Source organism: Leptolyngbya sp. KIOST-1, assembly GCF_000763385.1.
Classification (GTDB): Bacteria; Cyanobacteriota; Cyanobacteriia; order Phormidesmidales; family Phormidesmidaceae; genus Nodosilinea.
Genome location: NZ_JQFA01000002.1, coordinates 1,653,558 through 1,679,785, shown reverse-complemented (window position 1 = coordinate 1,679,785; position 26,228 = coordinate 1,653,558). Strand labels below are relative to the sequence as shown.

Below are 26,228 nucleotides of genomic sequence, written 5' to 3'. Positions count from 1 at the left end.
GGGTAGCTACAGGGATGAGTTGAAACGATAGCCTTGGCCAGGAATGGTCTCGATTGGGCAGGCACAGCCATGCTTGGCCAGCTTGCGGCGCAACAGGCGAATTTGGGCGGCCACCACATTGCTCACTGGCTCGTCGTCAAGATCCCACAGCTGGTAGCGAATTTTGCTGCCGGGAATGATGCGATCGCAGTTTTGCATCAGGTAGGTCAGCACCTGAAACTCTTTTAGAGTGAGAGGAATGGTCTGGGCAGGTTGACCGGGTAGCTCAACCTGTAGTTGGGTGTTGGCATCGTCTAGGGTAAAAGCGCCCACAGTCAACTGCTGAGGCTGGAGCTGGGGCGATCGCCGCTGAATTGCCCGCAGCCGCGCCAGCAGTTCCTCCATCACAAAGGGTTTAACCAAATAGTCATCGGCTCCGGCGTCTAGCCCAGTGACGCGATTTTCGGGCTGGCCCAGGGCAGTCAGCATCAGCACCGGCAAAGGGTTTTGGTATGCCCTGAGCCGCTGGCATAGCTCCAGCCCAGACAGCTCGGGCAACAGCCAATCAACAATGGCCAAGGTGTAGTCCGTCCACTGGTTTTCGAGGCAGTACCAGGCCTGGGCACCATCGGTCACCCAGTCCACCACATACTTCTCACCCATCAAAACCTGCTTAATCGCCAGTCCCAAATCCTCCTCATCTTCCACCAGCAAAATTCGCATAGCGTCGGGGTACAACAGTTCACGACGTTGATCTTACAGAACGACCCGCCGTTTCACCTCGATTTCATCTGGTCTCTGGCAGACTACGACCGACCGTACCCAAATTTCGGAGTGAGGAACCATGCGTTACACCCAAAAGCCTTTTCTAGAAGCCGTTCTAATTACCGTTCTGTTTCTAGCTGTACCCAAAGCCGCAATCTCCCACGTGGGCCACGGCGATGAATTCCAGGCCGAAGGCGGCGTCAACCGGGTCGAGGTCAAGGCCGAGACCGACTCCCTCTTGGGGATCGAGGTTAACTCCATTAAGTCTGCTGCCGATGGCAGCGCCGCCGTACTGATTCCGGTGACGGCCCTGGTGGACGATGCCGGTCAACAGCTTGTCTTTGTGCAGTACGAGAATTTTTATGAGCCAGTGCCGGTAACGACTGGTGCGACCCAGGGCGACCTAATTGAAATTACCGATGGACTATCGGTAGGGGAGCAGCTTGTCACCCAGGGCAGCCTCTCGCTCTATGCCGAATCACGCAAAACCCAAACTGCTGATGCAGCTACCAGCCCCGAGGCACTCGTTACCCCTCAAAACCATGCCCAGGCCGATGCCCAAGGCATTCCCCACAGCCACGATGCCACTGGCAATCTCGCTCAGTCCAGTGAAACGGCCCCCCCAGATGGTGATCTAGCTCAAGCGAGTGAAACCGTTGCACCCTCCAGAGGCTTTCCGTGGGCGCTTGTAGTCGGAGTCACATCAGCGGCTGCCGTAGTAACTGGGGCAATGACCTTTTTAAGTAGCGGTCGCAAAAAGAAGAGCCGCTTTTCTGATGGCACCTACTCCGGCAAAAGAGGGGACTACTAGCGCAGGTTGCTGCTCCAAATCAATGCCCCAGCAGGAGGTTGTCGCCTCGCCATCGGGGTTGCCATGCAACAGATGCGCTGGTGCGACGGACGGTATCTTTTTCTCAGATATTACTTAGATGTTTAACTCACTTCTGAACCAGACCCTCAAAAATTCCATTGCCCAGCGGTGGTTTATCGTGGCCGCTGCCATTGCGGTCACAATCTGGGGCATTTTCAGCCTCACCCAAATGCCGCTGGATGTGTTTCCCGAGTTTGCGCCGCCCCAGGTCGATATCCATACCGAGGCCCCTGGCCTGGCCCCCGAAGAAGTGGAAACCCAAATTACCGTGCCCATCGAAAGCGCAGTGAACGGCCTGCCCGGTGTAACCACCGTGCGCTCCTCGTCAAAAGTGGGCCTATCGATGGTGCAGGTGGTGTTTGACCAAGAGGCCGATATTGCCCAGGCGCGGCAGTTGGTCACCGAACGCCTGCAACAGGTGAGCAGCCAGCTGCCAGCGGGTGCTCACACCCCCGAGCTATCGCCCCTGGCCTCGCCCCTGGGCACGATTTTGATGTATTCCTTTACGCTCAATGGCCAGGGCCAGACCTCAATGCTGGATCTGCGCCGCCTGGTAGACGGTGCCCTCAGCCAGCAGATTTTGTCGGTGCCGGGGGTGACGCAGGTGACCGTCTACGGCGGTGACGAACGGCAGGAGCAGGTTTTGGTGAATCCGGAGCAGCTGCGCGATCGCAATGTGGCCCTCAATGAGGTCACCGACGCGGCCCGTGGCGCGAACTCCAACGCCCCTGGCGGCTTTTTGATCGGCGGTGGCCAAGAGCTGCTGGTGCGCGGCCTGGGCCAGGTGCAGTCAATTGACGACCTTCAGCAGTCGGTGGTCAAGGTCGAAAATGGCGAACCCATTCTGCTGCAAGACGTGGCCGAGGTGCAGACCGGGGCCGCTCTGAAGCGAGGCGATGCCAGCTTTAATGGTGCTCCCGCCATCGTGCTGATGATCAACAAGCAGCCGGACGTGGATACACCCACGGTGACTCAGGCGGTGGAAGCGGTGATTGCCGATTTGCAGCGCACCTTCCCGACCGACGTGCAGATGGCCCGCACCTTTCGCCAGTCAAACTTTATCGACTCTGCTATTGGCAACGTCAGCGGTTCGCTGATTGAGGGCATCATCATTGTGTCAGTCATCATGCTGCTGTTTTTGATGAACTGGCGCACGGCGATCATCACCCTCAGTGCCATTCCCCTGTCGCTGCTGATTGGCCTGATGTTCATGAAAGCCTTTGGTTTGGGCATCAACACTATGACCCTGGGCGGTCTGGTGGTGGCCATTGGCTCGGTGGTCGATGACTCGATTGTGGATATGGAGAACTGCTATCGCGGTCTGCGCACTAACCAGGCCCAGGGCAACCCCAAGCACCCCTTCCAGGTTGTGTACGACACCTCGGTAGAGGTACGGCTGGCAGTAATTTTTTCCACGGTGATTATCGTGGTGGTGTTTGCGCCGATCTTTAGTTTGACCGGGGTAGAAGGGCGAATTTTTGCGCCGATGGGCTTGGCTTATCTGCTTTCCATTGCTGCCTCTACCCTGGTGGCGATGACCCTGTCGCCCGCCCTCTGTGCCATTTTGCTGGCTAACCAAACCCTGCCCCAGGAGGGGACGTTTGTATCGCGCTGGGCGGAGCGGCTCTACCGTCCGCTGCTAAACCTGTCGATGCGGGCACCCCAGCTCATTCTGGCGCTGGCGCTGGCGGCGCTGGTGGCAGCTATGGCAATTGTGCCGTCCTTAGGGCGGGTGTTTTTGCCGGAATTTCAGGAAAAATCCCTGGTTAACTCCATGGTGCTGTTCCCTGGTGTGTCGCTGGATATCACCCATCGGGCGGGGATAGCGCTGGCCACAACGCTGCAAGATAACCCCCTCTACGAATGGGTGCAGGTGCGGGCGGGGCGCGCCCCTGGTGATGCCGATGGAGCGGGGGTGAATATGGCCCACGTCGATATTGAACTCAGCGACCTGGCCCTGGAAGACCGGGAGGCCAGTGTGCAACAACTGCGGGAGGCGTTTTTGGCGCTGCCGGGGGTAGCCCCAAACATTGGCGGGTTTATCTCCCACCGCATGGATGAGGTGCTGTCGGGGGTGAGAAGTGCGATCGCCATCAAAATCTTTGGCCCCGACCTGGCAGAACTGCGCCGCATTGGGGAGCAAGTACGCGACACTATTGAACCGATTGAAGGGGTCGTTGACCTCCAGCTAGAGCCGCAGTTGCCCATTCGCCAGGTGCAGATCCAGTACGATCGCACCGCAGCCGCGAGCTATGGTCTCAGCATGGCGGCGATCTCCGATGTGGTAGAAACGGCGCTGAACGGTCGGGTGGTCTCCCAGGTGCCGGAAGACCAGCAGTTGGTCAATATTGCCGTCGGTCTCCAAGAGTCGGCCCGCAACAACCTGGATGCGATTCGCGCTATCCCCATTGCTACTCCCACGGGCGAGACGATTTCTCTGGGGGATGTGGCCGCCGTTGACTACGGCATGGGGGCGAATGTGGTGAATCGGGAAGATGTGTCGCGGCTGATTGTGGTCTCGGCCAACGTGGCCGAGCGCGACCTGGGCAGCGTGGTGGGCGATATTCAAGCCCAGATTCAGCAGAATGTGCAATTGCCCAACGGTTACTTCATCCAGTACGGGGGCCAGTTTGAGTCAGAGCAGCGGGCCACCAGCAGCTTGCTGATTTACAGCATTCTGGCGGCGATCGCGATCGCCGTGCTGATGTTCTTCTCGGTTAAGTCGTTGCCCGCTACGGTTGCCATCATGATCAACCTGCCCCTGGCGCTGGTGGGGGGCATTATCTCCATCCTGCTGACCGGCGGCGTGATGTCCATCGCCTCGCTGATTGGCTTCATTACCCTGTTCGGTGTGGCCGTGCGCAATGGCCTGCTGTTGGTCGATAACTACAACAGCAAATTCGCCCAGGGATTACCGCTCAAGGAGGTGATAGTTGGTGGATCGCTTGACCGGGTCAACGCCATTTTGATGACGGCGCTGACCTCGGCGTTGGGGATGCTGCCCCTGGCGATCGCCAGCGGGGCTGGGAATGAGATTCTGCAACCGCTGGCGATCGTGGTGCTGGGTGGCCTCTTCACCTCCACCGCTCTGACGCTGCTGGTGATCCCGGCGATCTACGCCAAGTTTGGTAAGTGGCTGATGCCAAAACGAAAGCAAACTGCCTTGGAGGTTGCGATCGCTGTCAATGCGGCGGCGGGTTCTACCATAGGGGCAAGGCAGTAGTTAGTGAAGATGAGCTAGATGCGCGATCTCGTCACCTTGTCGAAAAATGAGATCGCGCATTTTTTACTCATCACTTCAAACTGTTTGAGCCAAAAATTTATGACACAAGACAGCTCTTTACCTACAACAAAATCATCGCCTCTTAAAAAGAGAGGATTTCGATTTCAATCCTCTAGCCTTAAAAAATATTGGCCCCTTTTCCCTATTTTGGGATTATTCCTCATTATCGGTCTTGTTCTGGAACAGCCGGGGAGTCATCTTCGGTTTCAATCACCTTTACTCGGGCAGCTACCTGATTTAGCTATGTCAGACGGTGATCCGTACATTCGAGCACTGATGTTAACTATCTCGGCCAGTGAGTCAAATAGCAAAAATTCTTATTTTCTTTTGTATGGCAGTAAACATGTCCATGATTTAGGACAACACCCCAACCAATGTAGGCCAATTAAAACTGGCCCAAACCAAGGTCAGTGCTCAACGGCGGCTGGGCGATATCAATTCCTGACTTCTACCTGGATAGAGAAAGCCGTCAAGTATCACCCACATCCCCACCAGACTAATCATGGAATGACCTACAGCTTCGAGCCACAGTATCAGGATATTGTGGTATATCGCTGGCTCAGTGATCATCATCAATGGAATATTGATATTTTAGCTTTGCTTAAAGAAGATCGAGTTGAAGAAGTCTTGACTGAACTATCTAATGTTTGGACAAGTCTGGGCAACGGCATTGAGGATAACTCGATGACACCTTATTTGCCTAGTCTCTATCGACAGCTACTCAGTGAAGAGCTGCGGAATTGAATTTCAGATCTAAAGCGGATGACTTCGCTTGGACTTTTAAATTGCTTTTCCAGGCGATGAAAGAATGATGAAATGCTCGCCATCATGAATGTATCTTTCAACTCCTAAAAAATGCCCCCAGGGGGGATATCCTAGAATTGTAATCCAAGTTTTGCCGTAAGCTTTATGAGCTTGTTTAAGCCCCATGATTCCAACTCCTCGGTTATTACAGTGTCTTAGAAATCCTACCTTTGCTCGCCTCTACGCGGCCCAGACCATTAACCTGGTTGGTGATGCCCTGACTTGGCTGGGGTTAGCGCTACTTGCCTTTGAGTTGGCAAACGAAAACGCTGGGCTGATTTTGTCAGGAGCGCTGACCCTGCGAGTTGTGGCCTACGTGGTGCTGTCGCCGCTAGCGGGGGCGATCGCTGATCGCATTGACCGCAAACGCATTATGGTCATCACCCATTTGGCGCGGATGGTAATTGTGTGTCTGCTGCCCTTTGTCACCCAGATCTGGCAAATTTACGCGATCGTGTTGGCCCTGAACATGTTCTCTGCCTTTTTTACGCCCACGTACACCGCCACTATTCCCTTGATCGCGACATCTGAGGAGTACCCCAGGGCGATCGCCCTTTCCAGTGCTACCTATCAGCTTTTAGGCGTACTTGGCCCCGGTTTAGCCGGTAGCGTTGCCGCCTTTGTGGGTACCCGGCAGGTATTTTTTCTAGATGGCATCACGTTTCTGACCGCTGCCATTTTGATCGTTACTCTGCCAGGGCAACTGATGGTCACGCAGCAACCGCAGGAGGCTAGAACAGTTCGCAGGACGCTCCAGGATATTCGCCTGGGCACCACCTGTCTACTCAATGATCCAATGATTAGATATGCCTTAGTCATGCAGTTGGTGGCGGCGATCGCCGGGGCTGCCATCTTGGTCAACACCGTCGGGTATGTCCAGGGCACTCTTCAAATGGGCAAGCTGGAGTATGGCTGGGTTATGGCCGCCTTTGGTATAGGGGCAACCTTGGCATCCATTGGTCTAGGCACCGTCAACCCTGGGCCGAAACAGACGGTACTCACTGGCCTGGGGGCGGCTCTGATTACCCTGGCTCTTTTACCCGCAAATTGGGTTAGCCTGAGCGGGCTACTGCTGCTGTGGGCTGTCGCCGGGGCAGGGCAAACCCTGGTGAATGTGCCGACCCAAACCTTAATTGCCGATCGGGTAGCTGTCGATATTCAAGGTCGAGTCTACGGTGCCCACTTTGCCTGGAGCCATCTGTGGTGGGCGTTCTCTTATCCCCTGGCAGGATGGATGGGGAGCCATTTTTCTACGGCTACTTTTTTGGGGAGCAGTCTAATTGGTGTAGCGGTTTGGAGTATTGCTCAACTCGTTTTCCGACCCATTGCACAGCCCGAGTGGCCCAGTGGGCTGTGGCACGACCATCAACACTTCCACGATGAAGAGCATTGGCATCGCCACAGGCGCAATCAAAAGGTTAGAGATGCTCACAGCCATCTTCACTTTCATCACAATCTCCAATCAGAGCTTTATGAGATTGGCTAAATGAGCCGCCGGGGTGACAGGCTCTTTGGCATAGTAATTTCATCCTGGTTTCATAGTCAGATGTTACGGTCTTAGATTGGAGAGGATAACCACTGGCTGCCACCCTTTTTTCGGTAGCTTGAGCACTATCAATGCGTATTTTGCTGGTCGAAGATGAGCCCGACTTGGGGCGAGCGATTAAGCGCACGCTAACTCAAGAAGCCTACGTGGTGGACTGGGTGCAGTCTGGGGATGAAGCGCTGACCTATCTGGAGAGCAGCACTGTCACCTACGTGCTTGGAGTACTTGACTGGATGCTGCCAGGGCTAACGGGGCTAGAGATCTGTCGCTGGCTACGGGCACGGCAGAATGCGCTGCCGATTCTCATGCTGACCGCCAACGATCGCATCGAAGACCGGATTGCCGGGCTCGATGCCGGGGCCGATGACTATCTGGTCAAACCCTTCAGCATGGATGAGCTGCTGGCCCGGTTGCGGGCCTTGAGACGCCGCCCCGCTGACTTCAAGCCAGCTCAGATTCACGTTGGGCCGCTGACGCTGGACTGCGATCGCAGAATTGCCCTGCTGCACAGTGATACCGCCTCCGAGCAGGCGATTGAACTGACCCAAAAAGAGTTTCAGCTCTTGCAATATTTGATGGAGCACCCCGACCAAATTCTCACCCAAGAGCAGGTGCTCAACCAGCTGTGGGAATTTGGCGCAGAGCCCATCAGCAACGTGGTGGCGGCCCAGGTGCGGCTGCTGCGCCGTAAGCTGGGGCAGTATGGCTATGACGATATGATTGAAACCGTCTATGGCATGGGATACCGGTTCAAAGCTGAATAGACTGTTTCGCCGCAGCCGCTGGCAGCTCACGGGTTGGTATACCGGCGTCATGGCCGTCGTGCTGGCGATCAGTGCTTTGGGCATGTACGAGGCGATCGCCCACGCCCATCGGGTAGCCGCCGATCGCGAGCTAAAATCGGTCGCTGAAGCCGTTCACGACAACCTAGAGAAATCTCTCACCTCTGGCGATCAGATTGAGAGCGGTTCCTCTGAACTGCTGCCGAGCCTTTGTCTAACTGGGGATCCCTGCCTGGCCCCCTTTGAGCACAGCCAGAACCACTATCACCCCGGCGACCTATACTCCGGCAATTACTATATCCGAGTGCTAGGCACTAATGGGGCATTAGTTGCGACCGCTGGTGACTACCCCCCAGGACTACCCAGCCCTGATGTTTCTGCCCTTTGGCAAAGCCTGCGCGATGGGTCGGGTCAGCCCTACCGCCAGATTATTCTGCCCCTGTATGCCCTCGATGATCAACAACTGGTGGGCCGGGTCGTGGTGGGCCGTTCGCTCAATGACTTTGCCGCCTACCTCGCCACGGTTCGCTGGAATATGGCGTTAGGTCTACCCATTGTTCTAGCGCTCACGGCGATCGCTGGGTGGTGGCTGGCGGGGGTGGCGCTAAAGCCAGTGCGAATGTCGTACCGCAACATTCAGCAGTTTACGGCAGATGCCGCCCACGAGCTGAGAACCCCGCTGGCGGCGGTTCAAGCCACCACCGAGTCGGTGATTCGGCTGCCAGACATCTCCGATGCGGAGGCGCGAGATACACTCCAGGTGGTTGCTCGCCAAAACCATCGCCTAACCCTCTTAGTCAGCGATCTGCTGCTCTTGTCGCGGCTCGATATCCAAACTGCTACCCCTGGCTTTGCCTGCTGCTTACAAGACGTGCTGAGCGATATTGAGGAAGAGATGGCGGCGCTATCTATGGCCAAGGGCATTGGCCTAGTGCTCGATCAGCCTGCAACCCCGCCCCTGGTGGTGATTGGTCACGAAGAGCAGCTCTACCGTCTGGTGCTGAATGTGGTCAGCAATGCCCTACAGCACACCCCTGCCAACGGGAAAGTCATTCTTTGCCTTAGAGCCGTAGATAAGCACGCTCTGATTACGGTAGAAGATACCGGAGTGGGCATTCACCCCGACGATCAACCCCGAATTTTTGATCGCTTTTACCGCATCGAAAAAGATCGGTCTCGCCAGAGCGGCGGAGCGGGTCTGGGTCTGTCGATCGCGCTGGCGATCGCCCAGGCCCACGGCGGCAGCATTCACGTCAAAAGCGCCGTCTCAAAGGGCAGCACCTTTAGTATTAAGCTACCGCTCGCGGCACCGGTTCGTTAAGAGAAGATGCATCGAAACCCTCTGATACAGAGGATATGCTGACTTTCTGGGTGAATAAGGGGTGAGAGCAAAGGCCTATCGCTATCGTCGGAGTTACCCGCTTCCCTAATCCTTATTGTTGCCTCAGCCAATTATGGATGTTCCGCTGGACATCCAACATATGCTATGAGCCCGCCTGAGTCTTGCCATAGAAATTCGACGCCGATGATACATACTGCACCATCGTCTCAGAGCCGCATTTTTAGATCCCCTCTTATAAGTCTCACGCCCACATTATGATTTGCATAACCTTTTTATCATGTGTTTTATGGCGTTAAACAGATATTGTTCTGACGGTTTTATAAATAGGTTCTTAACGTCTTGTTAATCCGTTAATTCAGCCTTTACTAGACACTCAGCTATTTTCCAAGTGGCTCTCATTTTACCGCCGCAGATTTCCTATATGTTTCTGGTATAGCTGTGGCCAGTCTAGTTAAGGCATGACCTCTCTAGAGGTTGAAACGTTTTAATGGTGGAACGTTTTCTGATTGTCCTAATCTCGGTGACCACAGCTATACGTCGAAATTGAGAGGCTCTATGCCACCCACCGACGCTATCCAGTTTTATCCAGTGTGAGGAGATATTCCCGAATGACTAAACTAATGTGGCGATTTTTGCTAGCGGTACCCGCTGCCTGGGGTGTTGCTGTGGCTGTTTCTAGTACAGCTGTCGCTGCTGAGTCGGCCACCGTTCAAGTGGACAGCTTCAACCAAGACTCGATTCAACTGGCTCAGATCACCAGCGTGTCGGATCTGACCGATGTGCTGCCCTCCGACTGGGCCTTCCAGGCGCTGCAAAGCCTGGTGGAGAATTACGGTTGTATTCAGGGTTACCCTGACCGCACCTTCCGTGGTCAACGCAGCCTCACGCGCTTCGAGTTCGCTGCTGGTCTGAACTCCTGCTTGGATGTCATTGCCACCTTAATCGCTCAGTCGGGCATCAACCCCGACGATCTAGCTACCATCCGTCGCCTGCAAGAAGAGTTCCAGGCTGAACTGGCTACCCTGCGTGGTCGCGTCGATGCTCTCGAAGCTGAAACCGCTGCCCTGCGCGCTCAGCAATTCTCCACCACCACCAAGCTGCGGGGGCAAGCTGACTTTCATTTGGTTACCCCTTTTGACGGCATTACCGGTGAAGCAAACACCAGCGTTGCCAACCGCGCTCGCTTAAACTTCGACTCCAGCTTCACTGGCGACGATCGCTTGCGTATTCGCCTGCAGGCTGGTGATGGTAACGCCATTTCCCCAGGTGTGCTCGGTGGCTTGGCCAACGCTCGGGGTAGCGACTACAACGTAACCGTTGACGACTTCTACTACCGATTCCCCGTTGGTAACCGCATCACTCTAACTGCTTCTGCCCGTGGTCTTCAGGGCGACGACTGGGTCACCGACACCATCGTTCCTTTTGATGGCCCCTCTGTCGCCCAATATGGAGAACCAGCTTTTTATACCAGCGGCGGCAGTAGCTCCAACGGTGCTGGTGTTGGTATCAGCATCGCCCTGACTGACAGCATCGTTTTTGATGCTGGTTACACGGCTGGCAACGGATCAGCCACTAATCCCCAGGCTACCAGTCCTGCGGTTGGTATCTTTGCTGCTGCCAACCAGAGCTACATTGCTCAGCTTAGCTTCCTGAGCGATGGTTTTCTAGATGCTGGTATTGCCTACCTACACAACGACCGGTCTATCACCTTCCAAGGTGGTCTACCCGGTGGTACTGACACCTATGCTGGTCTGTTGAACCTTGACTTTGGTAGATTCTTCATCGCTGGCCATGGTGCGTATCAAACCTACAACGGCGGCAACGACTTTAGCTGGACCGCTGGTCTTGGCATCAACGATTTCCTGGCTGAGGGTGCTCAGCTAGGCGTTTACGGTGGTCAGCTACCCCAGGTGCGTGGTACCACCAACAACCCCACTCTTATTGAAGGTTACTACGAGGTGCCCTTTAACGAATTCCTAACTATCACTCCTGCCCTCATCTATGGGGATACCAACCTGGGTGGTACCGATGAAACTGGTTTCTGGGGTGTCCTGCGCGCCACCTTCCGGTTCTAAGTTGAGAGGCTAGCGATTTTCGCTACCTAGGTTTGCCAAGTCAAAAAAGTAGCTTTTTTTGTTGAAATTAGACCTCTCCCTAAGCTCCGCTCCAGATGCCCTCCAGCAGCCATTGCTTGTCTAAATCCATCGCTCGATCACTCAACGACCTAAGCCGTGCCCAGCGCTCACCCATGGGTGCCGTAGACAGCATGGAGATTCATTATGACTTCTCAAATTACAGTCGCTTCACCAGCATTGAGTGGGCCGATCACCGAGAGTGAACTAACGACCATGGCCACCACCCCAATTACCGGATGCAGCAGACCTAAAGCCGCTATGGGAATCGTTAACAGACTGTAAATAGATGCTCAAAACGGGTTCTGCACGGTATTCACCTTGGAGAGTTCCTCCTGCACCAGGGTGACATCGGCGGCCTGAATGGCCACATCAGCCCCAGCCCCGATGGCAATGCCCACAGCTGCCTGAGTTAGTGCCGGGGCGTAGTTAATGTTGTCACCATAATGGCCACCTTGCCGTGTTTGCGTTGTAGGTGCCTGATGGCGTCCACTTTGTCGCCCGCGACCATCATTGGCTGAGTGCCTTGGGCTTTGAGGGTAGCAATGGCTGCTTTAGAATCGGCCTTGACAGTATCCGAAATGGCGATCACCCTAGCGGCTTGGTTGCCAATGGCCACGGCGGTTTTGCCCTAGGCATTCAGTTCCGCTAGGGCTGCTTCCAGGGATTGAGAAGAGATCCCGGCCTCCTGCAGTAGGCGGCGACTGCCGACACGTGCCGGTTCACCCTTTACCTGTCCCTGCACCCCTCGGGCGGTGAGCGCCTGAACTAAATGACGGTGAAAATCTCTATCCCTTCGGCTCGGGCTCCTTAGACGATGGATGGCCCGGCCCAGGGATGGCCTTAGGGTTACCCTGGCTCTGGCCCTGATTGCGGCGGTGGGGTCGTGGCTGGTGAGGGTGGCGCTGGAGCCGGTGCAAATACCGTACCGCATCGAGAAAGATCGATTACTCCAGAGCGGTGGAGCGGGTCTGGGGCTGTCGATCGCGCTGGCGATCGCCCAGGCCCATGGCGGCAGCATTCACGTCAAAAGTGCCGTCTCCAAGGGCAGCACCTTTACCATTAAGCTCCCCCTCGCCAGTTCAGGCACACCCCTAGGCCAGCTTCGCCCGTCGCAGCAGCACCGCGTTAATCGCCACAATCACAGTCGAAAGGCTCATCAGTAGGGCACCCACCGCTGGGGACAGCAAAATTCCCCAGGTTGCCAGTACCCCCGCCGCTAGGGGAATGGCAAAGATGTTGTAGCCCGTAGCCCAGAACAAGTTTTGGATCATCTTGCGGTAGGTCTTTTTGGCCAAGACCAGCGCCTTGACGGCATCGAGCGGATCGTCTTCGATCAGTACTAGGTCAGCCGACTCGATCGCCACGTTTGTTCCGGCCCCAATGGCTAGCCCCATCGTGGCCTCCAGTAACGCTGCGGCATCGTTGACGCCGTCGCCAACGAAGGCGGTGGGGGCTTCTTTTTTCAGTTCCTTAATGCGGTTGACTTTGTCTTCTGGCAGTACGCGGGCGTAGTAGCGATCGATGCCCAAATCCTCAGCCACCGCACGGGCTACCGCCTCGGCGTCGCCGGTAATCATCACCGCCTGAATGCCCATCTGGTGCAGGCGATCGATAGTAGTGCGGGCGCTGTCGCGCACCCGGTCAGCCATCGAAATCACCGCGATCGCCCGATCGAGCGCCATCAGCACCACCGCACTTTCGCCCCGCTCATCAGCCCGATCGAGCGCTGCTTGCAGGGGCTCTGGCCAAGCCAGGTTTTGCTCCTGTACCCATTCTGGCCGACCCACTCGGTAGGTCTGCCCATTGACCTGACCTTCCACGCCGCGTCCGGTGATGGTTTGGAAGTCGTTCATGGGGGGCACGTCAAGCTGACGCTGGTGGGCCGAGTCAACAATGGCCTTGGCCAGGGGATGTTCAGAGGGATTTTCGAGGGCAGCGGCGATCGCTAGGGCCTCATCTTCTAACATGCCGTCTACCGCGATCTGCTGCACGCCAAACTTACCCTGGGTCAGGGTTCCGGTCTTGTCAAAGGCCATGATTTTGATATCTTTGGCCCGCTCCATCGAGTCGCGGTTGCGCACCAAAATTCCATTGCGGGCGGCTAGCCCGGTCGAGTTGGCAATCACCAGAGGAATGGCCAGGCCCAGGGCGTGGGGGCAGGTAATGACCAGCACCGTTACCGCTCGGTTAATGGCAAACACCAGGTCGCTCAGGGTGAGCCAGACAATAAAGGTCAGGGTGCCCGCTGCGATCGCAATCAGGGTGAGCCAGTAGGCCACCTTGTCAGCCAACACCTGATAGCGGCTGCGCGACGACTGCGCTTCTTCCACTAGCCGCATAATCTGGCTAATCGCCGTGTCTTCACCCACCCGTGTGACCTTGACCTGCACAGAGCCATCAGTGTTGATGGAGCCTGCTACCACCTCATCGCCCACCTGTTTGTGTACCGGCTTAGACTCGCCGGTCAAAAACGACTCATTGACGCTGGTGCTGCCCTCAATGATTTCCCCATCGTTGGGAATCTGCTCGCCAGGGCGAATCAGAATGATGTCGCCTACCTGAATGTCGCTGGCGGGAACGTCATCGATCTGGCCGTTGCGCATGCGGTGGGCTGCACTGGGTACTAAGGTCGAGAGTTCTTCTAGAGCCTTACTGGCCCCCTGCACTGAGGCCATTTCAATCCAGTGGCCCAGCAGCATAATCACAATCAGCGTGGCCAGTTCCCAATAAAAGGGCATACCGTCTAGCCCCAGGGAAACCGCCAGGCTGTAGACAAAGGCCACCGTAATCGCCAGGGCAATCAGCGTCATCATGCCAATTTGGCTTGTCAGTTCGTGCCATGCCCCCAGCAAAAAGGGCCAGCCCCCATAGAAGTAGAGGGCAATGCCAAGGACTGGGTTAATCCAGGTTGAGCCGGGAAAGGCGATCGCCTCGTAGCCTAGCCAGCCCTGCAATTGCGGCGAGAAGTAGAGAATTGGCAGGGTTAGCAGCAGGGAGACCCAAAACCTCTTTTTGAACATCCCAGGGCTGTGCCCCGCATGTTTGTCGTGGCTAGAAACAGCACCATGCTCTGAAGTGCCATGATGCATTCCAGAGTGATCATGCTGTGTCGCGTGGTCGTGGTTCATGGTTGCGCCCTTATTGACTGACGTGAGTACCAGGGGATCTGTCTGTAGGTCTTTTTCCTGAGTGACCAGGAGAACCCAACGCCAAGATACTTACGAACAGATTTACGAGAGAAGTATGAAATCAGGATGAAATCACTCCCGAGCAGCAACACATCTTATTTTCATCCAGCCTAGAGGTTATTTCTATGCAACTAAGATTGAAGTCTAAATTTTGGCTGTAGAAAAATTCAGATACTGAACTGAGCTTGGTATGTGATTATCTATTCTCAAGCTCCTCAATTAGTGCCTTCATCTCATCAATCTCTCTAACCTGGGACTCAATAATCTCTCCGGCAAGCTCTTGAACACGCGGATCTGAGAGATTAGCCCGCTCACTCGTTAAAATTGCAATTGAGTGGTGCGGAATCATCGCCTTCATCCAGGCGATATCCCCAACAGTGGTCTGGCTACGAACAAGCCATAGCGACAGGGCAAATACTATAATGCTGCCCACAAAGATACTTGTGTTTACTTTTCGGTTGCCATACATATTTAGCATAAAGCCAAGCATGATACCAGCCATGACTGCTCCCATGATTAGAGCCATATAGACTCGCGTCTCACTGAAGTAAATGTGATCTAGCCGGTAAACATTCAAGTACATCAGAAAGAACATTGCAACGGTCGATGTTGCCACCATTGCGGCAAATCTTCCATACTTTCCCATAAACATTGTTTCGTTTTTCATCGCTTTTTGAGTAGACATGTCGTTTAATACTCCTTATTAGATGCGCCTAATGAGCCTTATGATTGGGGTTTGAAGTGTTGATGAGATAGGCTTAATTGCTTGTCCTAAACTCTAATCTTGGCTATCAACTCCAGCAAGCTCAACGGAGCATTCTATCTGTGCGATAGCCATCAAAGCCAGTAAAAATTACTGGCGATAGTCAGGATTTCAATACTTAGAATGCAGCAAAAACTGTGGTTATTTCGTTGCTACGGCTGTATTGGCAATCCGACGGTAAGTATTAGCTGCGGTACGACAAGCCTGAGCGCACTTTTGACAGTGCTCCATGTCGTGTTTCTCACACTCAGTTGCACAAGCTTCACAAATCTCGGCACAGGCATTCGCTAAGGGGGCAATGAAGTAGGAACCCCGTACCATAAAGGTTGCTAGCGTGCGACAGCTATCACCAGTATCCAGGCACATCCGAGCACACTTCACCATTTCTGCCTGTCCCATACAGGCTTCAGCACAGTGCTCACATTCCACTACACAAGCCATGGCTTCATCGAAGCTAGATTGATATTTTTCGTGATTGAGAAGCATGATCATTCTCCATTAATTTCTATTTGACAATAGAAATTTAGATTAGAATTCCTTCATTTACACCTCTCCAGGGTATGAAGATCAATTTCTTACTGATTGAATAGGGTGATTTCATCCTGATTTCATAAGTTGATGGTACTGTGCTCTGCCTCTAAATCGGTTGAAATACTATGACAAGCACTTATTTCACATGAATGATGTCTCTCATGTTAAACCAGTTATATCGATGAATGCCATACGGAAAGCCAATCAAAAAAGTCAGAAACAAAACAGAAAGAACAATCCCAAACGGTAGACTAACTGCAAAAGTTGAGCCCATAAAAGTTAGAAAAAAGGTTGATGGAATCATGCCAAGTAGAGTTGCAGTGGCATAAATTGGCAGCGAAAGCCCTGTGATACCGGCCCCATAGCTAATTAGGTCAAATGACAAGATAGGAAGCAGGCGCGTGATGAAGATTACCCAACCTAGATAAACTTCTCCTCGATTTTTAGAAAAGTAGATGAGTTTGCCCGTCAATGCACGAACAGCCGATCGCCCTAAGGTGTATCCAATAAAGTACGCCAGCAAACCACCTAAGAAGCCACCAATGATACTATAGATTCCTGCCCAAACTGGCCCCCAAACCATACCAGCCGCTACCGCCAGAGGAGCGCTTGGAATGGGACTAAGGACAACAGACAAAATTAGAATACCAATGTAGGCTAGTACTCCTAACCATCCCCAGCTTTGAATAGCTTGCTCCAAACCTTGTGCAGAGAATAAATCAAAGTCTGGTTGAACCCAAATCCAGCTGCAAATTAGTAGGCACAGCAACAGAATGCTGAGGGCGATCGCATTCTGCCGATTGAGAAATCGCTGCTTCCCTAGTCGCTTACGCTTCATAAAAAGACTAACCAGGGGATTGCCTGTTGTAACATTCTGGTGTACGGGCAGTGTTAGCATTATGGAGCGCCTTCACAGCGGATAGATCGCAGCTGTCTAGCTTTTTTAGATATCTCCAAGCAGTGAGAGCGATCGCATTATTTGACTCACGGTTACGAATCCAGCTCATTCCATGTTTTGCCACCGTCTTGTGATTGAAAGACAACATTGTTCTCATTGACAGCATAGAGAACTTGGGCGTTAGTAGGAGCAGCAGCCATATATAAAATTGTGCCCTCTAATTCATCGCTCCAGGGTCCCCAGGATTGTCCGCCATCCACGCTACGGTACAATCCAGCATCCGTAGAAGAGATACGGTATCCCAACATCGTCGTTTGATCGCCCTCTGCTTGTAGTGCTAATCCGGCGATTGGAGCAGTGGCTGTACTGGGAATCAGTGACCATGTTTTGCCTGCATCCTGACTTTCATATAGCCCCGCTTGTGTTGTTGCTAACACTCGTTCTGGATTAAGAGGATCAACATTAAGGCTAAAGGGTACTGCCTCTAAACCACTGGCAGGCTGTTTTGTCCAGGTTTGACCCGCATCGTTTGATACAAAAAAGCCTTGTTGCCCAGATGTAGCTAAGCCGTAAATGGTATCAGGGTTGCTAGGTGCGATCGCCATGGCATGAAAATCAACCCCTCGCATGGAAACTTCTTGCCAATCTAACCCTTGATTTTGGCTCACTTGAAAACCTAAGTTACCACCCTCTGGCGGATGTCCACTGGCATAGAAGCGGTTTGCATCAGTGGGGTGCGAGATAAACCCCATGTAATCGTACTGCTCTTTTACCCAAAACCACTGACCCGTCTCAGATCGTTTCAAAAGCCCACTATGACTAGCAATATAAATAATTTGAGGATCGTCAGGACTGACGGTTAATCCGTGAATGTGATTATTTGTTTGCCAGTTTTCGGCTGGTTTTAGAGATGCTTCTAAAGTAGTGGGTGCTGGTGCGCTATCTGCTTGGTTCGATGGCGATTGAGATACAGCACTGGACAAATTGCCGCCGGTAGGCTGGCTGGTACGGCTAAACAACCAGGCTGTGCCTCCCAAGATTAGGAGAAATATTGTTGCAGGAACAACATAAGCTAACCATTTTGTAGCTTTTCCCTCGTTTGAATTTGGCTGACTCATAATGTCCTTATCGTAGTTTTTGGGTTACTGCCTCATACCATCATGCTGCCAAGGGGTCGCTATGCGGCTGATCAAAGCTTGGGGTTGGAACTGATTGAGGTTCCAAACGCTCAGTAGGGCGATCGCCATTTCTGCACTAACGAAAGAGTCTCTGAGCTGTTATTTTCGTCTCTCCATTTGGACTTGGTTCAACCGAATCTCTTGCACCGCTTGTTCTATGTATTGGGGTAGAATGTTAGCGGCGGCTCCGGCTTGAATTAATTCCTCTAACGAGCACCGATATGTCAAGGATTCTCATCTCATCCGACACAGTTCACTCCTTGAGATGACGATCTGCCTTAAGTGAAGAGCTGCTGGATGATCGCTGTTCAGATTGTTCTAATGTATTAATCTGGTGAGCGATCGCTTCGTGCTGCGTCTGCAATTGCTGAAGATGTTCTCGCAATTGAGCCAGTTGCACATCTCGGTTAAGGAGTGTACTGGCGGGTAAATGGCTCGCTGATCGGTGTGATGGAGCAGGAGTTGAGTCCTTGTCCATTCGATTCATCATCACCATCATCAAAAACATTGAAAGCGGACAGGCTGCTAGCAACAGTAATGGTAATGCACTCAGCGTTAGTTGCGGTGCCAATATCGCAATAGCAATGCCAATGGCTACTAGCCCCACCAATACTCTCCAGTCAAAACACATGCCAAAGGCATTGAATTTTGTTTTCATCGTGTTGCTCTTGTTTAAGACGGGAACGATTTTGTGACTATTGCCATACTAGAGTCTCTAGTCGGCTATAGAGTCAAGTCATCAATAACATTTTCATTCACGTCTTTCCAAGGCATGAAGATTAATGCCTTCCTGATTGAATAGGGTAATTTCATCTTGATTTCATAAGTTGATGGTAGTGAATTTAGACAATCAACTATTTTTCATATTGCCTGTATTTCATTGGCGTTTCATAGTTCAGTCATAATATGGCTATGAGAAACGCTAAGTATTATTTCGCTGCCTTGACTCTACAGTTTACTAGAATCTCTATCGTCATGGTAGTGAGAAATTAGCTCTTGTTTAAGGCAGCTACCTGAGTGAGTTGTTGAAATTTAAGCACCTATGCGCTCTATCAAACGACGAGAATTTTTGGGTTTAAGTGCGGGAGCTACAGCAGCTATCCTGCTCTCTCAGTGTTCCAAAGCACAAACACAAGGCTCTACGGCTAGCCCTACTCTGCTGCCAGGGCGAGTTATCAACAGCCAAGGAGGATTACTAAGCCTTGATTTAGAAGCGAATGTTCAGCCAGTACCCCTGGGTAATCGCAGAGCCAACCTGCTGACCTTCAACGGTCAAATGCCCGGCCCTCGGCTAGAGGCCAAACCCGGCGACACAGTGCAGATTCGCTTCACCAATCGGCTCAATCAACCTACCAATCTGCACTACCATGGGCTGCACGTTACTCCCCAGGGCAACGCAGACAACATTTTCCTCAGCGTGCCCCCAGGGGAGCGTTTGACCTACGAATTTACCCTGCCAGCCGATCATCCGGCGGGTACGTTTTGGTATCACCCTCATCACCACGGCCATGTGGCCGAGCAGTTGTTTGGCGGGCTGGCCGGGCTGTTTATCGTCCGGGGCGAGCTGGATGAGCTGCCTGAAATCAAAGCTGCTCAAGAAGCGTTTATGGTGCTGCAAGACTTTGACATCACCCGCGCTGGCGATATCGCCGCCCCTAACCCGATGGCAATGATGATGGGTCGCGAGGGGCCGATAGTGACGGTGAATGGACAGGTCAATCCAGGGTTAGCCATCCCCCAGGGCGGGCTTTTGCGGCTGCGGTTGCTCAATGCGTCTCCGGCCCGGTTCTATCGATTGCAGCTGGAGGGGCATACGTTGCACCTGGTGGCGACGGATGGGGGGGCGATCGCCGCTCCCATCGAGCTATCTGAACTCTTGCTGGCCCCTGGCGAGCGGGCCGAAGTGCTGGTGCAGGGCAACCGCGAACCGGGCCAATATCGTTTGCTTAACCTCCCCTACGATCGCGGCGGCATGATGATGGGGGGTGGCATGGGTATGGGTGGCGGTGGCATGGGCGGCATGAATCACAGCATGGGGAATATGCCGCATCAGAGCGGTGGTGACACTGCCCAACCTTTGGCCACCCTGACCTATGACGGTTCAGTTGCGGCCCTACCCCTACCCCAACAGCTAGGTCGTGTAGACCCTCTGCCAGAACCCACAGTGACCCGCCGCCTCGAACTATCGATGGCGATGGGGCCAGGTATGAGTATGGCGTTTTTGTTCAACGGCAAAACCTTTGATGAGCAGCGGATCGACATTACTCCTACACTCAACACCATCGAAGAGTGGGAATTGGCCAACGTCGATCCTGACCGGATGGATCATCCATTTCATTTACATGTCAACCCGTTTCAAGTGATCAGCCGCAACGGACAACCTGAACCCTACCAGGCTTGGAAAGACACGGTACTGGTAAAAGGCAACGAAGCCGTGCGCATCCGCATTCCATTTCGCACCTTTACAGGTAAAACGGTGTACCACTGCCACATCCTTGACCACGAAGATCTTGGCATGATGGGCACTGTGGATATTCAGCCCGCCTGAGCGCAAACGGAAACGCGAGCGGCTACCTATGGCTGAGCCACTCGCGTTTCTGGTCAACGCGAATTACTTCATAAAGGAAAATCGGCCATTCACCTTCTCGCCGCCGATATCCGACAAAATAGCGACGTTATACTCCCCGGTGGCGGTGGCTGGCAGCATAGCTGTGTAGTGTGCGCCGTCAGGGTCATAGCTCAACTCGATAGACTCCTGAGTGCCGTCGGGAGACTGAACTTGCGCCACTACCTTGGCATCGGCGATCGCCTCGTGGGTGTCGCCCTTTTGTAAAAAGAAATCTAGGTGAACCCCGGTCGGCTCATTGGAGGTGATCAGCTCTAGGTGGTAAGGGCCAGATTCAACCACCTGTCCCCCTTGGGAAGCTTGCGTTCCAGCGGAAGGTTCGGGGGCTGTTTGAGCTTCAACAGCGGGTGCTTCGGCAACGGGCGCTGCGGGAGCACTACTTTGCTCTCCACTGCTGCCACAGGCACCTAGGGTTAGAGACAGGCCGAGGGCTACTGCGGAAAAGGTCAGGGTCTTCTTAACGGTCATAGCGTTATTCCTTCAAAAAAGAAAACAGGATGTTGCTTAGGGGCAGCGTTGGGCTGCCCTATAAGAGTGAGCTACTGCACCAGAGCAGGATCGCGGGGCTCAGGTTCAAGCTCTGCGGGCGATTGCAGATCCGTCGCCTTGGGAACCAGATGTCGCCCAAACTGGGCGTACAGGGATGGCAGCACCAGCAGCGTCAGCGCCGTCGAGGTAAATAGCCCGCCCAAAACGACCACGGCCAGGGGCTGCAAAATTTCTTTGCCCGCCCCACTGCCCAGTACCAGGGGCACCATGCCCAGGGCCGAGGTGAGGGCCGTCATTAAAATGGCCACCAAGCGCTCTGAGGAGCCTTCGACAATCACCTGGCGCAGCGGCATTCCCTGGGCCAGTTTGGTGTTGTAGTTATCGACTAGCAGCAGACCGTTGCGGGTGGCCACCCCAAACAGGGTGATAAACCCAACCAGCGACGCCACCGACACCACCCCGCCACCTAGCGCAATGGAGGCAATGCCCCCCACCAGGGCCAGGGGTAGGTTGGCCATGATCATGATCACCCCTAACACCGACTTAACGGCGAAATACATCAGCACAGAGATGACGACGATCGCCAGCCCCCCAAACACCAACAGGTTGCGGCTAGCCCGCTGCTCCGACTCAAACTGCCCGCCGTACTGAATGTAGTAGCCCGACGGCAGCGCTACAGAGGCGCTGACGCGATCTTGAATGGCATCGACCACCGAGCCCAAATCGCGCCCGGCAACGTTAGCCGACACCACAATCAGGCGCGAGACATTTTCGCGATTGATGGTGTTTGGCCCAGTGCCATAGTCAATACGAGCGACCTGAGCTAGCGGAATTTTTTGGCCCACTGGGGTATCGATCAGTAGATTGCCGATCGCCTCCAGGTTGTTGCGGGCGTCATCTTGGAGCCAGACCAGCAGATCAAAGAGCTGCTGCTGCTCTAGCACCTGAGACACCACGCGCCCGTTGAGCGCCGTTTCAACCACGCTGGCAATTTGCCCTACGGTGAGGCCGTAGCGGGCTGCAGCGGGCCGATCAAACTGAATCTGCACCTGGCGAATGGGCACCTGGGGCTCCAGTTGCAGATCCACCAGGCCATCGATATCGCGAATCGCGGTTTCAACATCGCTGCCGATGGTGCGCAACTGGTCGAGGTCGGGGCCAAAGATTTTGATGGCGATCGCGCTTCTCACCCCCGAGAGCACCTCATCCATGCGGTGGGTGATAAACCCGCCCACGCTGGGGGCAATGCCGGGAATGCGGGCAAACTCTTCTCGAATGGTTTCGATGGAGGCTTCGCGATCGCGCAATCCTGCTTGGCTCAGCTCGATATCGAGGTGGCCCAAATTGACCCCACCGGCATCGGCATCTCCCGGTGCTCGCCCCGCCCGCAGCTGCACCGTCGCAAAGCGGGGGTCATCCTTGAGCGCCTCCTGCATGGCAATCCCGGCCTGGTTAGTGGCCTGCAAAGACATGCCGGGGTACAGGAGCATGGCGTTCACCAACGAGGGCTCTTGAAATTCTGGCAAAAACACCCGCCCCAGACTCGAAAACATCACCAGCGACGCTACCAACGCCGCAGTGGCAATGGCCAGCACCAACTTGGCACGGGCCATCACAAACCGCAACGCCGGTTGATACAGCCGTTGCGACGATCGCGTCACCCAGGTTTCATCGCTGGGCAGCGGGCAGTGGGCCAGCAGAATGGCGCAGAGTGCGGGGGAGAGCGTCATCGCCACCAGCGTAGAGGCCACAATCGACACCAGGTAGGCCACCCCCATGGGGGCAAAAATCCGGCCCTCCACCCCGGTCAAACTAAAGATGGGGGCAAACACCACCGCAATAATGACGGTGGAAAAAATAACGCTCACCCGCACCTCAACAGAGGTGTCATAGACCACCTTAAAGGGATGTTCCGGAGTGCCCGCCAGCTGGTTTTTGCGCAGCCCGCGATAGGCGTTCTCCATATCCACAATCGAATCATCGACCACGGAGCCAATGGCGACCGCCAACCCGCCCAGGGTCATGGTGTTAATGCCCTGACCAAAGGCATTGAGAATGATCATGCCCACCAAAATCGACAGCGGAATGGCGCTCAGCGTAATTACCGCCGTGCGCCAGTTCATCAAAAACAGCAGCAGAATAACCGAGACGATGATGATGCCGTCTCGCAGAGAACCCAGCACGTTTTCAACCGACGCCTCAATAAAGTTTTCTTGGCGAAAGGTTTCGGTGACGACGACATCCTCGGGCAGAGCCGCTTTTAGCTCCTCCATCGCGGCTTCCACCGCCCGTGTGACGGTGGGCGTGTCGTTGAGGGGCTGCTTGTTGACCACCATCACCACTGCTCGCTGGCCCCCCACGCTGCCGTCGCCCCGCTGGAGGGCGGCTCCAATGCGCACATCAGCGACATCTTGCAGCTTTACGGGGCGGCCATCTCGGGCGGCGACCACCGACTCTTGCAGTTGCTCAATCGAGTCTAGCCGCCCTACCCCCCGAATGATCAGCTCCTGATCGGGGGTGTTGAGAAACCCGCCTGCGGCATTGACGTTGGCCGCCTCGGTCGCCTCGGCTACCTCTTGCAGCGACACATTAAACGCCACCAGCTTGTCTGGATCCACCAGCACCTGGTACTGCCGCACGTCACCGCCGTAGGCAATCACCTGAGAAATCCCTGGTACCGCCAACAGCCGGTTGGTGACATCGCGATCCACCAGCCGCCTCACCTCCATCAGCGGCGTGGTTTCCGCCGTAAAGGCGTACATCAAAATTGTGCCGATAGGCGACGAAATCGGCGAAATTTGGGGAATGCCGACCCCCGCTGGCAGCTTTTCCTGCACCTGCTGGAGCCGCTCGGTCACCAGCTGTCGAGCCTGGTAGACATCGGTACCCCACCGAAAAATGACCTTGACGACCGAAATACTGACCGCCGAGGATGAGCGCACGGTTTCGACCCCTGGGGTGCCATTGACGGCACTCTCAATGGGCAGGGTAATCAGCGCCTCCACCTCTTCGGGGGCCAACCCCGGCGCTTCGGTTTGAATTTCCACCTGGGGAGGCGCAAAGTCTGGAAACACGTCCAGAGGCATTTGGGTGAGGTTGTAAATGCCTAAAAACGTCACCACGATCGCCCCGATGACCACGAGCCACCGCTGGGCGATCGACCATTTCAAAATGTTATCTAGCATCGCTGTTGTTCAAAATTTGGCAGGGTAGGTGGCTCACCATGGCCGTTGTAGTCGTAGGGTGGGCATTGCCCACCATCTGGAAAGACACTTCCCAGTCATTACCACAGCTACTTACGCGAAGGCTCTCCCTCTTCGACCAGGGGAGCAGCAAGGGTTGGCCCAGTGCCGTAGCGAGGATGCCCTTGTGCTGAAGGCGAAACCGCCTCGTCACCGATCGCTAGGGCATAGGTCGGACGCTGTCGCCTGGCCCACCAGATTCCGGCAGCAAAGGTGGTCATGGCGATCGCACCACTGCCCAGCCCCATCGCCCACCAGGGGATGCCCGCAGTTGCAGCCGCCTCGACGGGGGCGGCGGGTTCCTCTTCTGCTTCAGCACTCCCGCCCCGCAACGACTGGGCATAGAGCTGGTTAGCCCGCTGGGTAACGATTTCATCGCCCTCAAACAGGCCACTGAGCACTTCGACTTGATCGCCCGCCGTTCTTCCCAGGGTGACGTCAACGGGTTCAAAGGCATTGCCATTGCGCACAAACACTAGGGGTTGGCCGTTGGCTTCTACCACCGCTGACTGGGGAATGGCCATCACGGCCTCAGAAGTGCTCTCGGTGAGCACTTCCAGGGACGCAAACATACCGGGTTTGAGCGTACCATCGGCATTGTCTAGCTCGGCCTGCACAGGTACGACCCGAGTTTCGCCATCAACTACCGAACCAACCGTGGTAATTTGTCCTTCAAAAATTTGATCGGGCAGGCTGGCTACGGTGATTCGCACCCGTTGCCCAGGGGATACCTGAGGCAGATCTTTTTCAAAAATATTGGCGGTGGCCAATACCGTGCGATTGTCCACGATAGTCATCAGCACCGCGCCTGCGTCCTGGGCGGATTGCCCCAGGGTGACGTCGCGATCGGCAATGGTGCCTGCGATCGGCGCTTTGATGGTGATGGTGCCGTCTGGGTTAGCCGTGGCCCCCAGCTGCTGCAATCGGGTTTGGTAGGTCTCTGTACTCAACTGAGCGCGAGATTGCGCCACATTCAAAGCAGTCTGCGATCGCGCCACCTCGGTACGGGCATTCAACACCTCTAACCGACTCTCTGCCTCGGTTAAGGCCCGCTTGGCGTCGGCCAGCCCCGCCTCTGAGGCCAGCAGCTCCCGGCGGGCAATCGCCCCTTGCGCGGCTAGTTCCGAGTCGCGATCGTATTGCTCTTGGGCCACCCGCAGATCGGTTTGGGCTTCTGCAATGGCCCCTAGGGCAATCTGCTGCTGTTGGGCATAGGTCTGCTGAGCTAGCTGCAAATTGGCCTCGGCCTGCTGCACGTCTCCCTGTCGCTCAGCAGAGTTTTCCAGGGCGGTCACTCGCAATTCAGCCAGCTCTCCACTAGTGATGACGGCTAATGCCTGGCCCGCTTCCACGCGCTGCCCTGGCTCCACCAGCAGCTTAGTCACCGTACCGCCGACGGGGTTCGTCACCGATACCTGTCGCCCCGGCGAGGCTTCAATTTGCCCCGTTGCCTTTACGCCAAAAGCTAAAACCTGGCGCTTTACGGGCTCTACAGTCAGACCAATACGGTCAGCAATCTCAGAATCAACCTCAATGCCGGTTGGAGATGCTCCAGCTCCACTCCCCTGAAACTCATCTCCATGGCCAGCATGGGCCAAGACCTCGCCGGCCGGGGCCAGCAAGAGCATCAGCAAGACGGCTACAGGGAGCGATCGCCCTCTAGCCGCGATACAAAAGCGATCAAAGATAGCTGTCATAGGCGTGCCCTTGAACCACTCAATTACAGTCTTTGGAGAAAAATGCCATCGTTCCCCAAACATCCCACAGAAAAATGAAATCAGGATGAAATTTGTAGCTTTAATTGAG

Annotated in this window: 20 protein-coding genes; 9 read left to right on the top strand and 11 right to left on the bottom strand. The window is 54.7% G+C overall.

All coding sequences use genetic code 11. The features are described 5' to 3' along the window. Nucleotides 1–6 precede the first annotated feature (6 nt). Nucleotides 7–702 carry a two-component system response regulator RppA gene (rppA, locus tag NF78_RS07350; RefSeq protein ID WP_035985548.1) on the bottom strand — a complete coding sequence of 232 codons (696 nt, stop codon included), beginning with the start codon at nucleotides 700–702 and terminating at the stop codon, nucleotides 7–9. 121 nt (nucleotides 703–823) lie between these two features. Between rppA (NF78_RS07350) and NF78_RS07345 the strand changes: the two genes are divergently transcribed. From NF78_RS07345 to NF78_RS29225, 3 genes are all read left to right on the top strand, one after another. Next, on the top strand, nucleotides 824–1,555 hold the full coding sequence (locus NF78_RS07345; RefSeq protein ID WP_035985547.1) for a cobalt transporter: 732 nt from the start codon (nucleotides 824–826) through the stop codon (nucleotides 1,553–1,555). Nucleotides 1,556–1,673: 118 nt separating this feature from the next. Next, nucleotides 1,674–4,838, top strand: a complete 3,165-nt coding sequence (locus tag NF78_RS07340) for a CusA/CzcA family heavy metal efflux RND transporter (protein ID WP_035985546.1) — start codon at nucleotides 1,674–1,676, stop codon at nucleotides 4,836–4,838. Nucleotides 4,839–4,856: 18 nt separating this feature from the next. Further along, nucleotides 4,857–5,642, top strand: coding sequence for a glycoside hydrolase family protein (locus tag NF78_RS29225; protein ID WP_225885246.1), 786 nt, complete (start codon nucleotides 4,857–4,859; stop codon nucleotides 5,640–5,642). Between the two features lie 36 nt (nucleotides 5,643–5,678). On the opposite strand, the gene NF78_RS30955 is transcribed toward NF78_RS29225, so the two are convergent. Beyond that, nucleotides 5,679–5,828 carry a hypothetical protein gene (locus tag NF78_RS30955; RefSeq protein ID WP_156119689.1) on the bottom strand — a complete coding sequence of 50 codons (150 nt, stop codon included), beginning with the start codon at nucleotides 5,826–5,828 and terminating at the stop codon, nucleotides 5,679–5,681. On the opposite strand from NF78_RS30955, the gene NF78_RS07335 reads away from it, so the two are divergent. From NF78_RS07335 to NF78_RS07320, 4 genes are all read left to right on the top strand, one after another. Continuing rightward, a complete protein-coding gene (locus tag NF78_RS07335) occupies nucleotides 5,827–7,188 on the top strand; it encodes an MFS transporter (RefSeq protein WP_035985545.1) in 1,362 nt (453 codons plus the stop codon). The two genes, NF78_RS30955 and NF78_RS07335, sit on opposite strands and share 2 nt — an antisense overlap. A gap of 131 nt (nucleotides 7,189–7,319) precedes the next feature. Beyond that, entirely contained in the window at nucleotides 7,320–8,012 is a 693-nt protein-coding gene (gene rppA / locus NF78_RS07330; protein ID WP_035985544.1) for a two-component system response regulator RppA, read from the top strand. Beyond that, on the top strand, nucleotides 7,981–9,351 hold the full coding sequence (gene rppB, locus NF78_RS07325; RefSeq protein WP_035985542.1) for a two-component system sensor histidine kinase RppB: 1,371 nt from the start codon (nucleotides 7,981–7,983) through the stop codon (nucleotides 9,349–9,351). The genes rppA (NF78_RS07330) and rppB overlap by 32 nt, the downstream gene beginning before the upstream one ends. Nucleotides 9,352–9,980: 629 nt before the next feature. Continuing rightward, entirely contained in the window at nucleotides 9,981–11,447 is a 1,467-nt protein-coding gene (locus tag NF78_RS07320; protein ID WP_035985541.1) for an iron uptake porin, read from the top strand. 469 nt (nucleotides 11,448–11,916) lie between these two features. Here NF78_RS07320 and NF78_RS31800 read toward each other — a convergent pair whose 3' ends face one another. After that, nucleotides 11,917–12,123, bottom strand: coding sequence for a hypothetical protein (locus NF78_RS31800; protein ID WP_035985540.1), 207 nt, complete (start codon nucleotides 12,121–12,123; stop codon nucleotides 11,917–11,919). A gap of 202 nt (nucleotides 12,124–12,325) precedes the next feature. On the opposite strand from NF78_RS31800, the gene NF78_RS33225 reads away from it, so the two are divergent. Continuing rightward, on the top strand, nucleotides 12,326–12,670 hold the full coding sequence (locus NF78_RS33225) for an ATP-binding protein (RefSeq protein WP_072016012.1): 345 nt from the start codon (nucleotides 12,326–12,328) through the stop codon (nucleotides 12,668–12,670). Here the strand turns inward: NF78_RS33225 and NF78_RS07310 are convergent. The 5 genes from NF78_RS07310 to NF78_RS29205 all read right to left on the bottom strand — a co-directional run bounded on the left by NF78_RS07310 (nucleotide 12,599) and on the right by NF78_RS29205 (nucleotide 18,723). Further along, on the bottom strand, nucleotides 12,599–14,527 hold the full coding sequence (locus NF78_RS07310) for a copper-translocating P-type ATPase (RefSeq protein WP_263970563.1): 1,929 nt from the start codon (nucleotides 14,525–14,527) through the stop codon (nucleotides 12,599–12,601). The two genes, NF78_RS33225 and NF78_RS07310, sit on opposite strands and share 72 nt — an antisense overlap. 364 nt (nucleotides 14,528–14,891) lie before the next feature. Then, nucleotides 14,892–15,380, bottom strand: coding sequence for a DUF305 domain-containing protein (locus tag NF78_RS07305; RefSeq protein WP_263970562.1), 489 nt, complete (start codon nucleotides 15,378–15,380; stop codon nucleotides 14,892–14,894). 745 nt (nucleotides 15,381–16,125) lie between these two features. Then, entirely contained in the window at nucleotides 16,126–16,827 is a 702-nt protein-coding gene (locus NF78_RS07300) for a TVP38/TMEM64 family protein (protein WP_035985537.1), read from the bottom strand. 152 nt (nucleotides 16,828–16,979) lie between these two features. Next, the gene (locus NF78_RS29210; RefSeq protein WP_072016011.1) at nucleotides 16,980–18,005 is read right to left on the bottom strand and encodes a F510_1955 family glycosylhydrolase; all 1,026 of its coding nucleotides are present in this window, start codon (nucleotides 18,003–18,005) and stop codon (nucleotides 16,980–16,982) included. A 313-nt stretch (nucleotides 18,006–18,318) separates the two neighbouring features. Beyond that, a complete protein-coding gene (locus tag NF78_RS29205; RefSeq protein ID WP_072016010.1) occupies nucleotides 18,319–18,723 on the bottom strand; it encodes a DUF2933 domain-containing protein in 405 nt (134 codons plus the stop codon). A gap of 384 nt (nucleotides 18,724–19,107) precedes the next feature. Between NF78_RS29205 and NF78_RS07295 the strand changes: the two genes are divergently transcribed. Next, nucleotides 19,108–20,613 (top strand): multicopper oxidase family protein, encoded by a 1,506-nt coding sequence (locus NF78_RS07295; RefSeq protein ID WP_052049945.1) that lies wholly within the window; start codon nucleotides 19,108–19,110, stop codon nucleotides 20,611–20,613. A 63-nt stretch (nucleotides 20,614–20,676) separates the two neighbouring features. On the opposite strand, the gene NF78_RS07290 is transcribed toward NF78_RS07295, so the two are convergent. The 3 genes from NF78_RS07290 to NF78_RS07280 form a co-directional block, all read right to left on the bottom strand. Continuing rightward, a complete protein-coding gene (locus tag NF78_RS07290; protein ID WP_035985536.1) occupies nucleotides 20,677–21,159 on the bottom strand; it encodes a hypothetical protein in 483 nt (160 codons plus the stop codon). Nucleotides 21,160–21,230: 71 nt separating this feature from the next. Further along, a complete protein-coding gene (locus tag NF78_RS07285) occupies nucleotides 21,231–24,365 on the bottom strand; it encodes an efflux RND transporter permease subunit (RefSeq protein ID WP_072016009.1) in 3,135 nt (1,044 codons plus the stop codon). A gap of 107 nt (nucleotides 24,366–24,472) precedes the next feature. After that, nucleotides 24,473–26,119 carry an efflux RND transporter periplasmic adaptor subunit gene (locus tag NF78_RS07280; RefSeq protein ID WP_197064785.1) on the bottom strand — a complete coding sequence of 549 codons (1,647 nt, stop codon included), beginning with the start codon at nucleotides 26,117–26,119 and terminating at the stop codon, nucleotides 24,473–24,475. Between the last annotated feature and the right edge of the window lie 109 nt (nucleotides 26,120–26,228).

Bases quoted from the DNA above. Each gene is read 5' to 3' on its own strand.
- rppA (WP_035985548.1), bottom strand. From the start codon at position 702: ATGCGAATTTTGCTGGTGGAAGATGAGGAGGATTTGGGACTGGCGATT.
- NF78_RS07345 (WP_035985547.1), top strand. From the start codon at position 824: ATGCGTTACACCCAAAAGCCTTTTCTAGAAGCCGTTCTAATTACCGTT.
- NF78_RS07340 (WP_035985546.1), top strand. From the start codon at position 1,674: ATGTTTAACTCACTTCTGAACCAGACCCTCAAAAATTCCATTGCCCAG.
- NF78_RS29225 (WP_225885246.1), top strand. From the start codon at position 4,857: ATGCGCGATCTCGTCACCTTGTCGAAAAATGAGATCGCGCATTTTTTA.
- NF78_RS07335 (WP_035985545.1), top strand. From the start codon at position 5,827: ATGATTCCAACTCCTCGGTTATTACAGTGTCTTAGAAATCCTACCTTT.
- NF78_RS30955 (WP_156119689.1), bottom strand. From the start codon at position 5,828: ATGGGGCTTAAACAAGCTCATAAAGCTTACGGCAAAACTTGGATTACA.
- rppA (WP_035985544.1), top strand. From the start codon at position 7,320: ATGCGTATTTTGCTGGTCGAAGATGAGCCCGACTTGGGGCGAGCGATT.
- rppB (WP_035985542.1), top strand. From the start codon at position 7,981: ATGGCATGGGATACCGGTTCAAAGCTGAATAGACTGTTTCGCCGCAGC.
- NF78_RS07320 (WP_035985541.1), top strand. From the start codon at position 9,981: ATGACTAAACTAATGTGGCGATTTTTGCTAGCGGTACCCGCTGCCTGG.
- NF78_RS33225 (WP_072016012.1), top strand. From the start codon at position 12,326: ATGGCCCGGCCCAGGGATGGCCTTAGGGTTACCCTGGCTCTGGCCCTG.
- NF78_RS07310 (WP_263970563.1), bottom strand. From the start codon at position 14,527: ATGTTCAAAAAGAGGTTTTGGGTCTCCCTGCTGCTAACCCTGCCAATT.
- NF78_RS07305 (WP_263970562.1), bottom strand. From the start codon at position 15,380: ATGTCTACTCAAAAAGCGATGAAAAACGAAACAATGTTTATGGGAAAG.
- NF78_RS07300 (WP_035985537.1), bottom strand. From the start codon at position 16,827: ATGAAGCGTAAGCGACTAGGGAAGCAGCGATTTCTCAATCGGCAGAAT.
- NF78_RS29210 (WP_072016011.1), bottom strand. From the start codon at position 18,005: ATGAGTCAGCCAAATTCAAACGAGGGAAAAGCTACAAAATGGTTAGCT.
- NF78_RS29205 (WP_072016010.1), bottom strand. From the start codon at position 18,723: ATGAAAACAAAATTCAATGCCTTTGGCATGTGTTTTGACTGGAGAGTA.
- NF78_RS07295 (WP_052049945.1), top strand. From the start codon at position 19,108: ATGCGCTCTATCAAACGACGAGAATTTTTGGGTTTAAGTGCGGGAGCT.
- NF78_RS07290 (WP_035985536.1), bottom strand. From the start codon at position 21,159: ATGACCGTTAAGAAGACCCTGACCTTTTCCGCAGTAGCCCTCGGCCTG.
- NF78_RS07285 (WP_072016009.1), bottom strand. From the start codon at position 24,365: ATGCTAGATAACATTTTGAAATGGTCGATCGCCCAGCGGTGGCTCGTG.
- NF78_RS07280 (WP_197064785.1), bottom strand. From the start codon at position 26,119: ATGACAGCTATCTTTGATCGCTTTTGTATCGCGGCTAGAGGGCGATCG.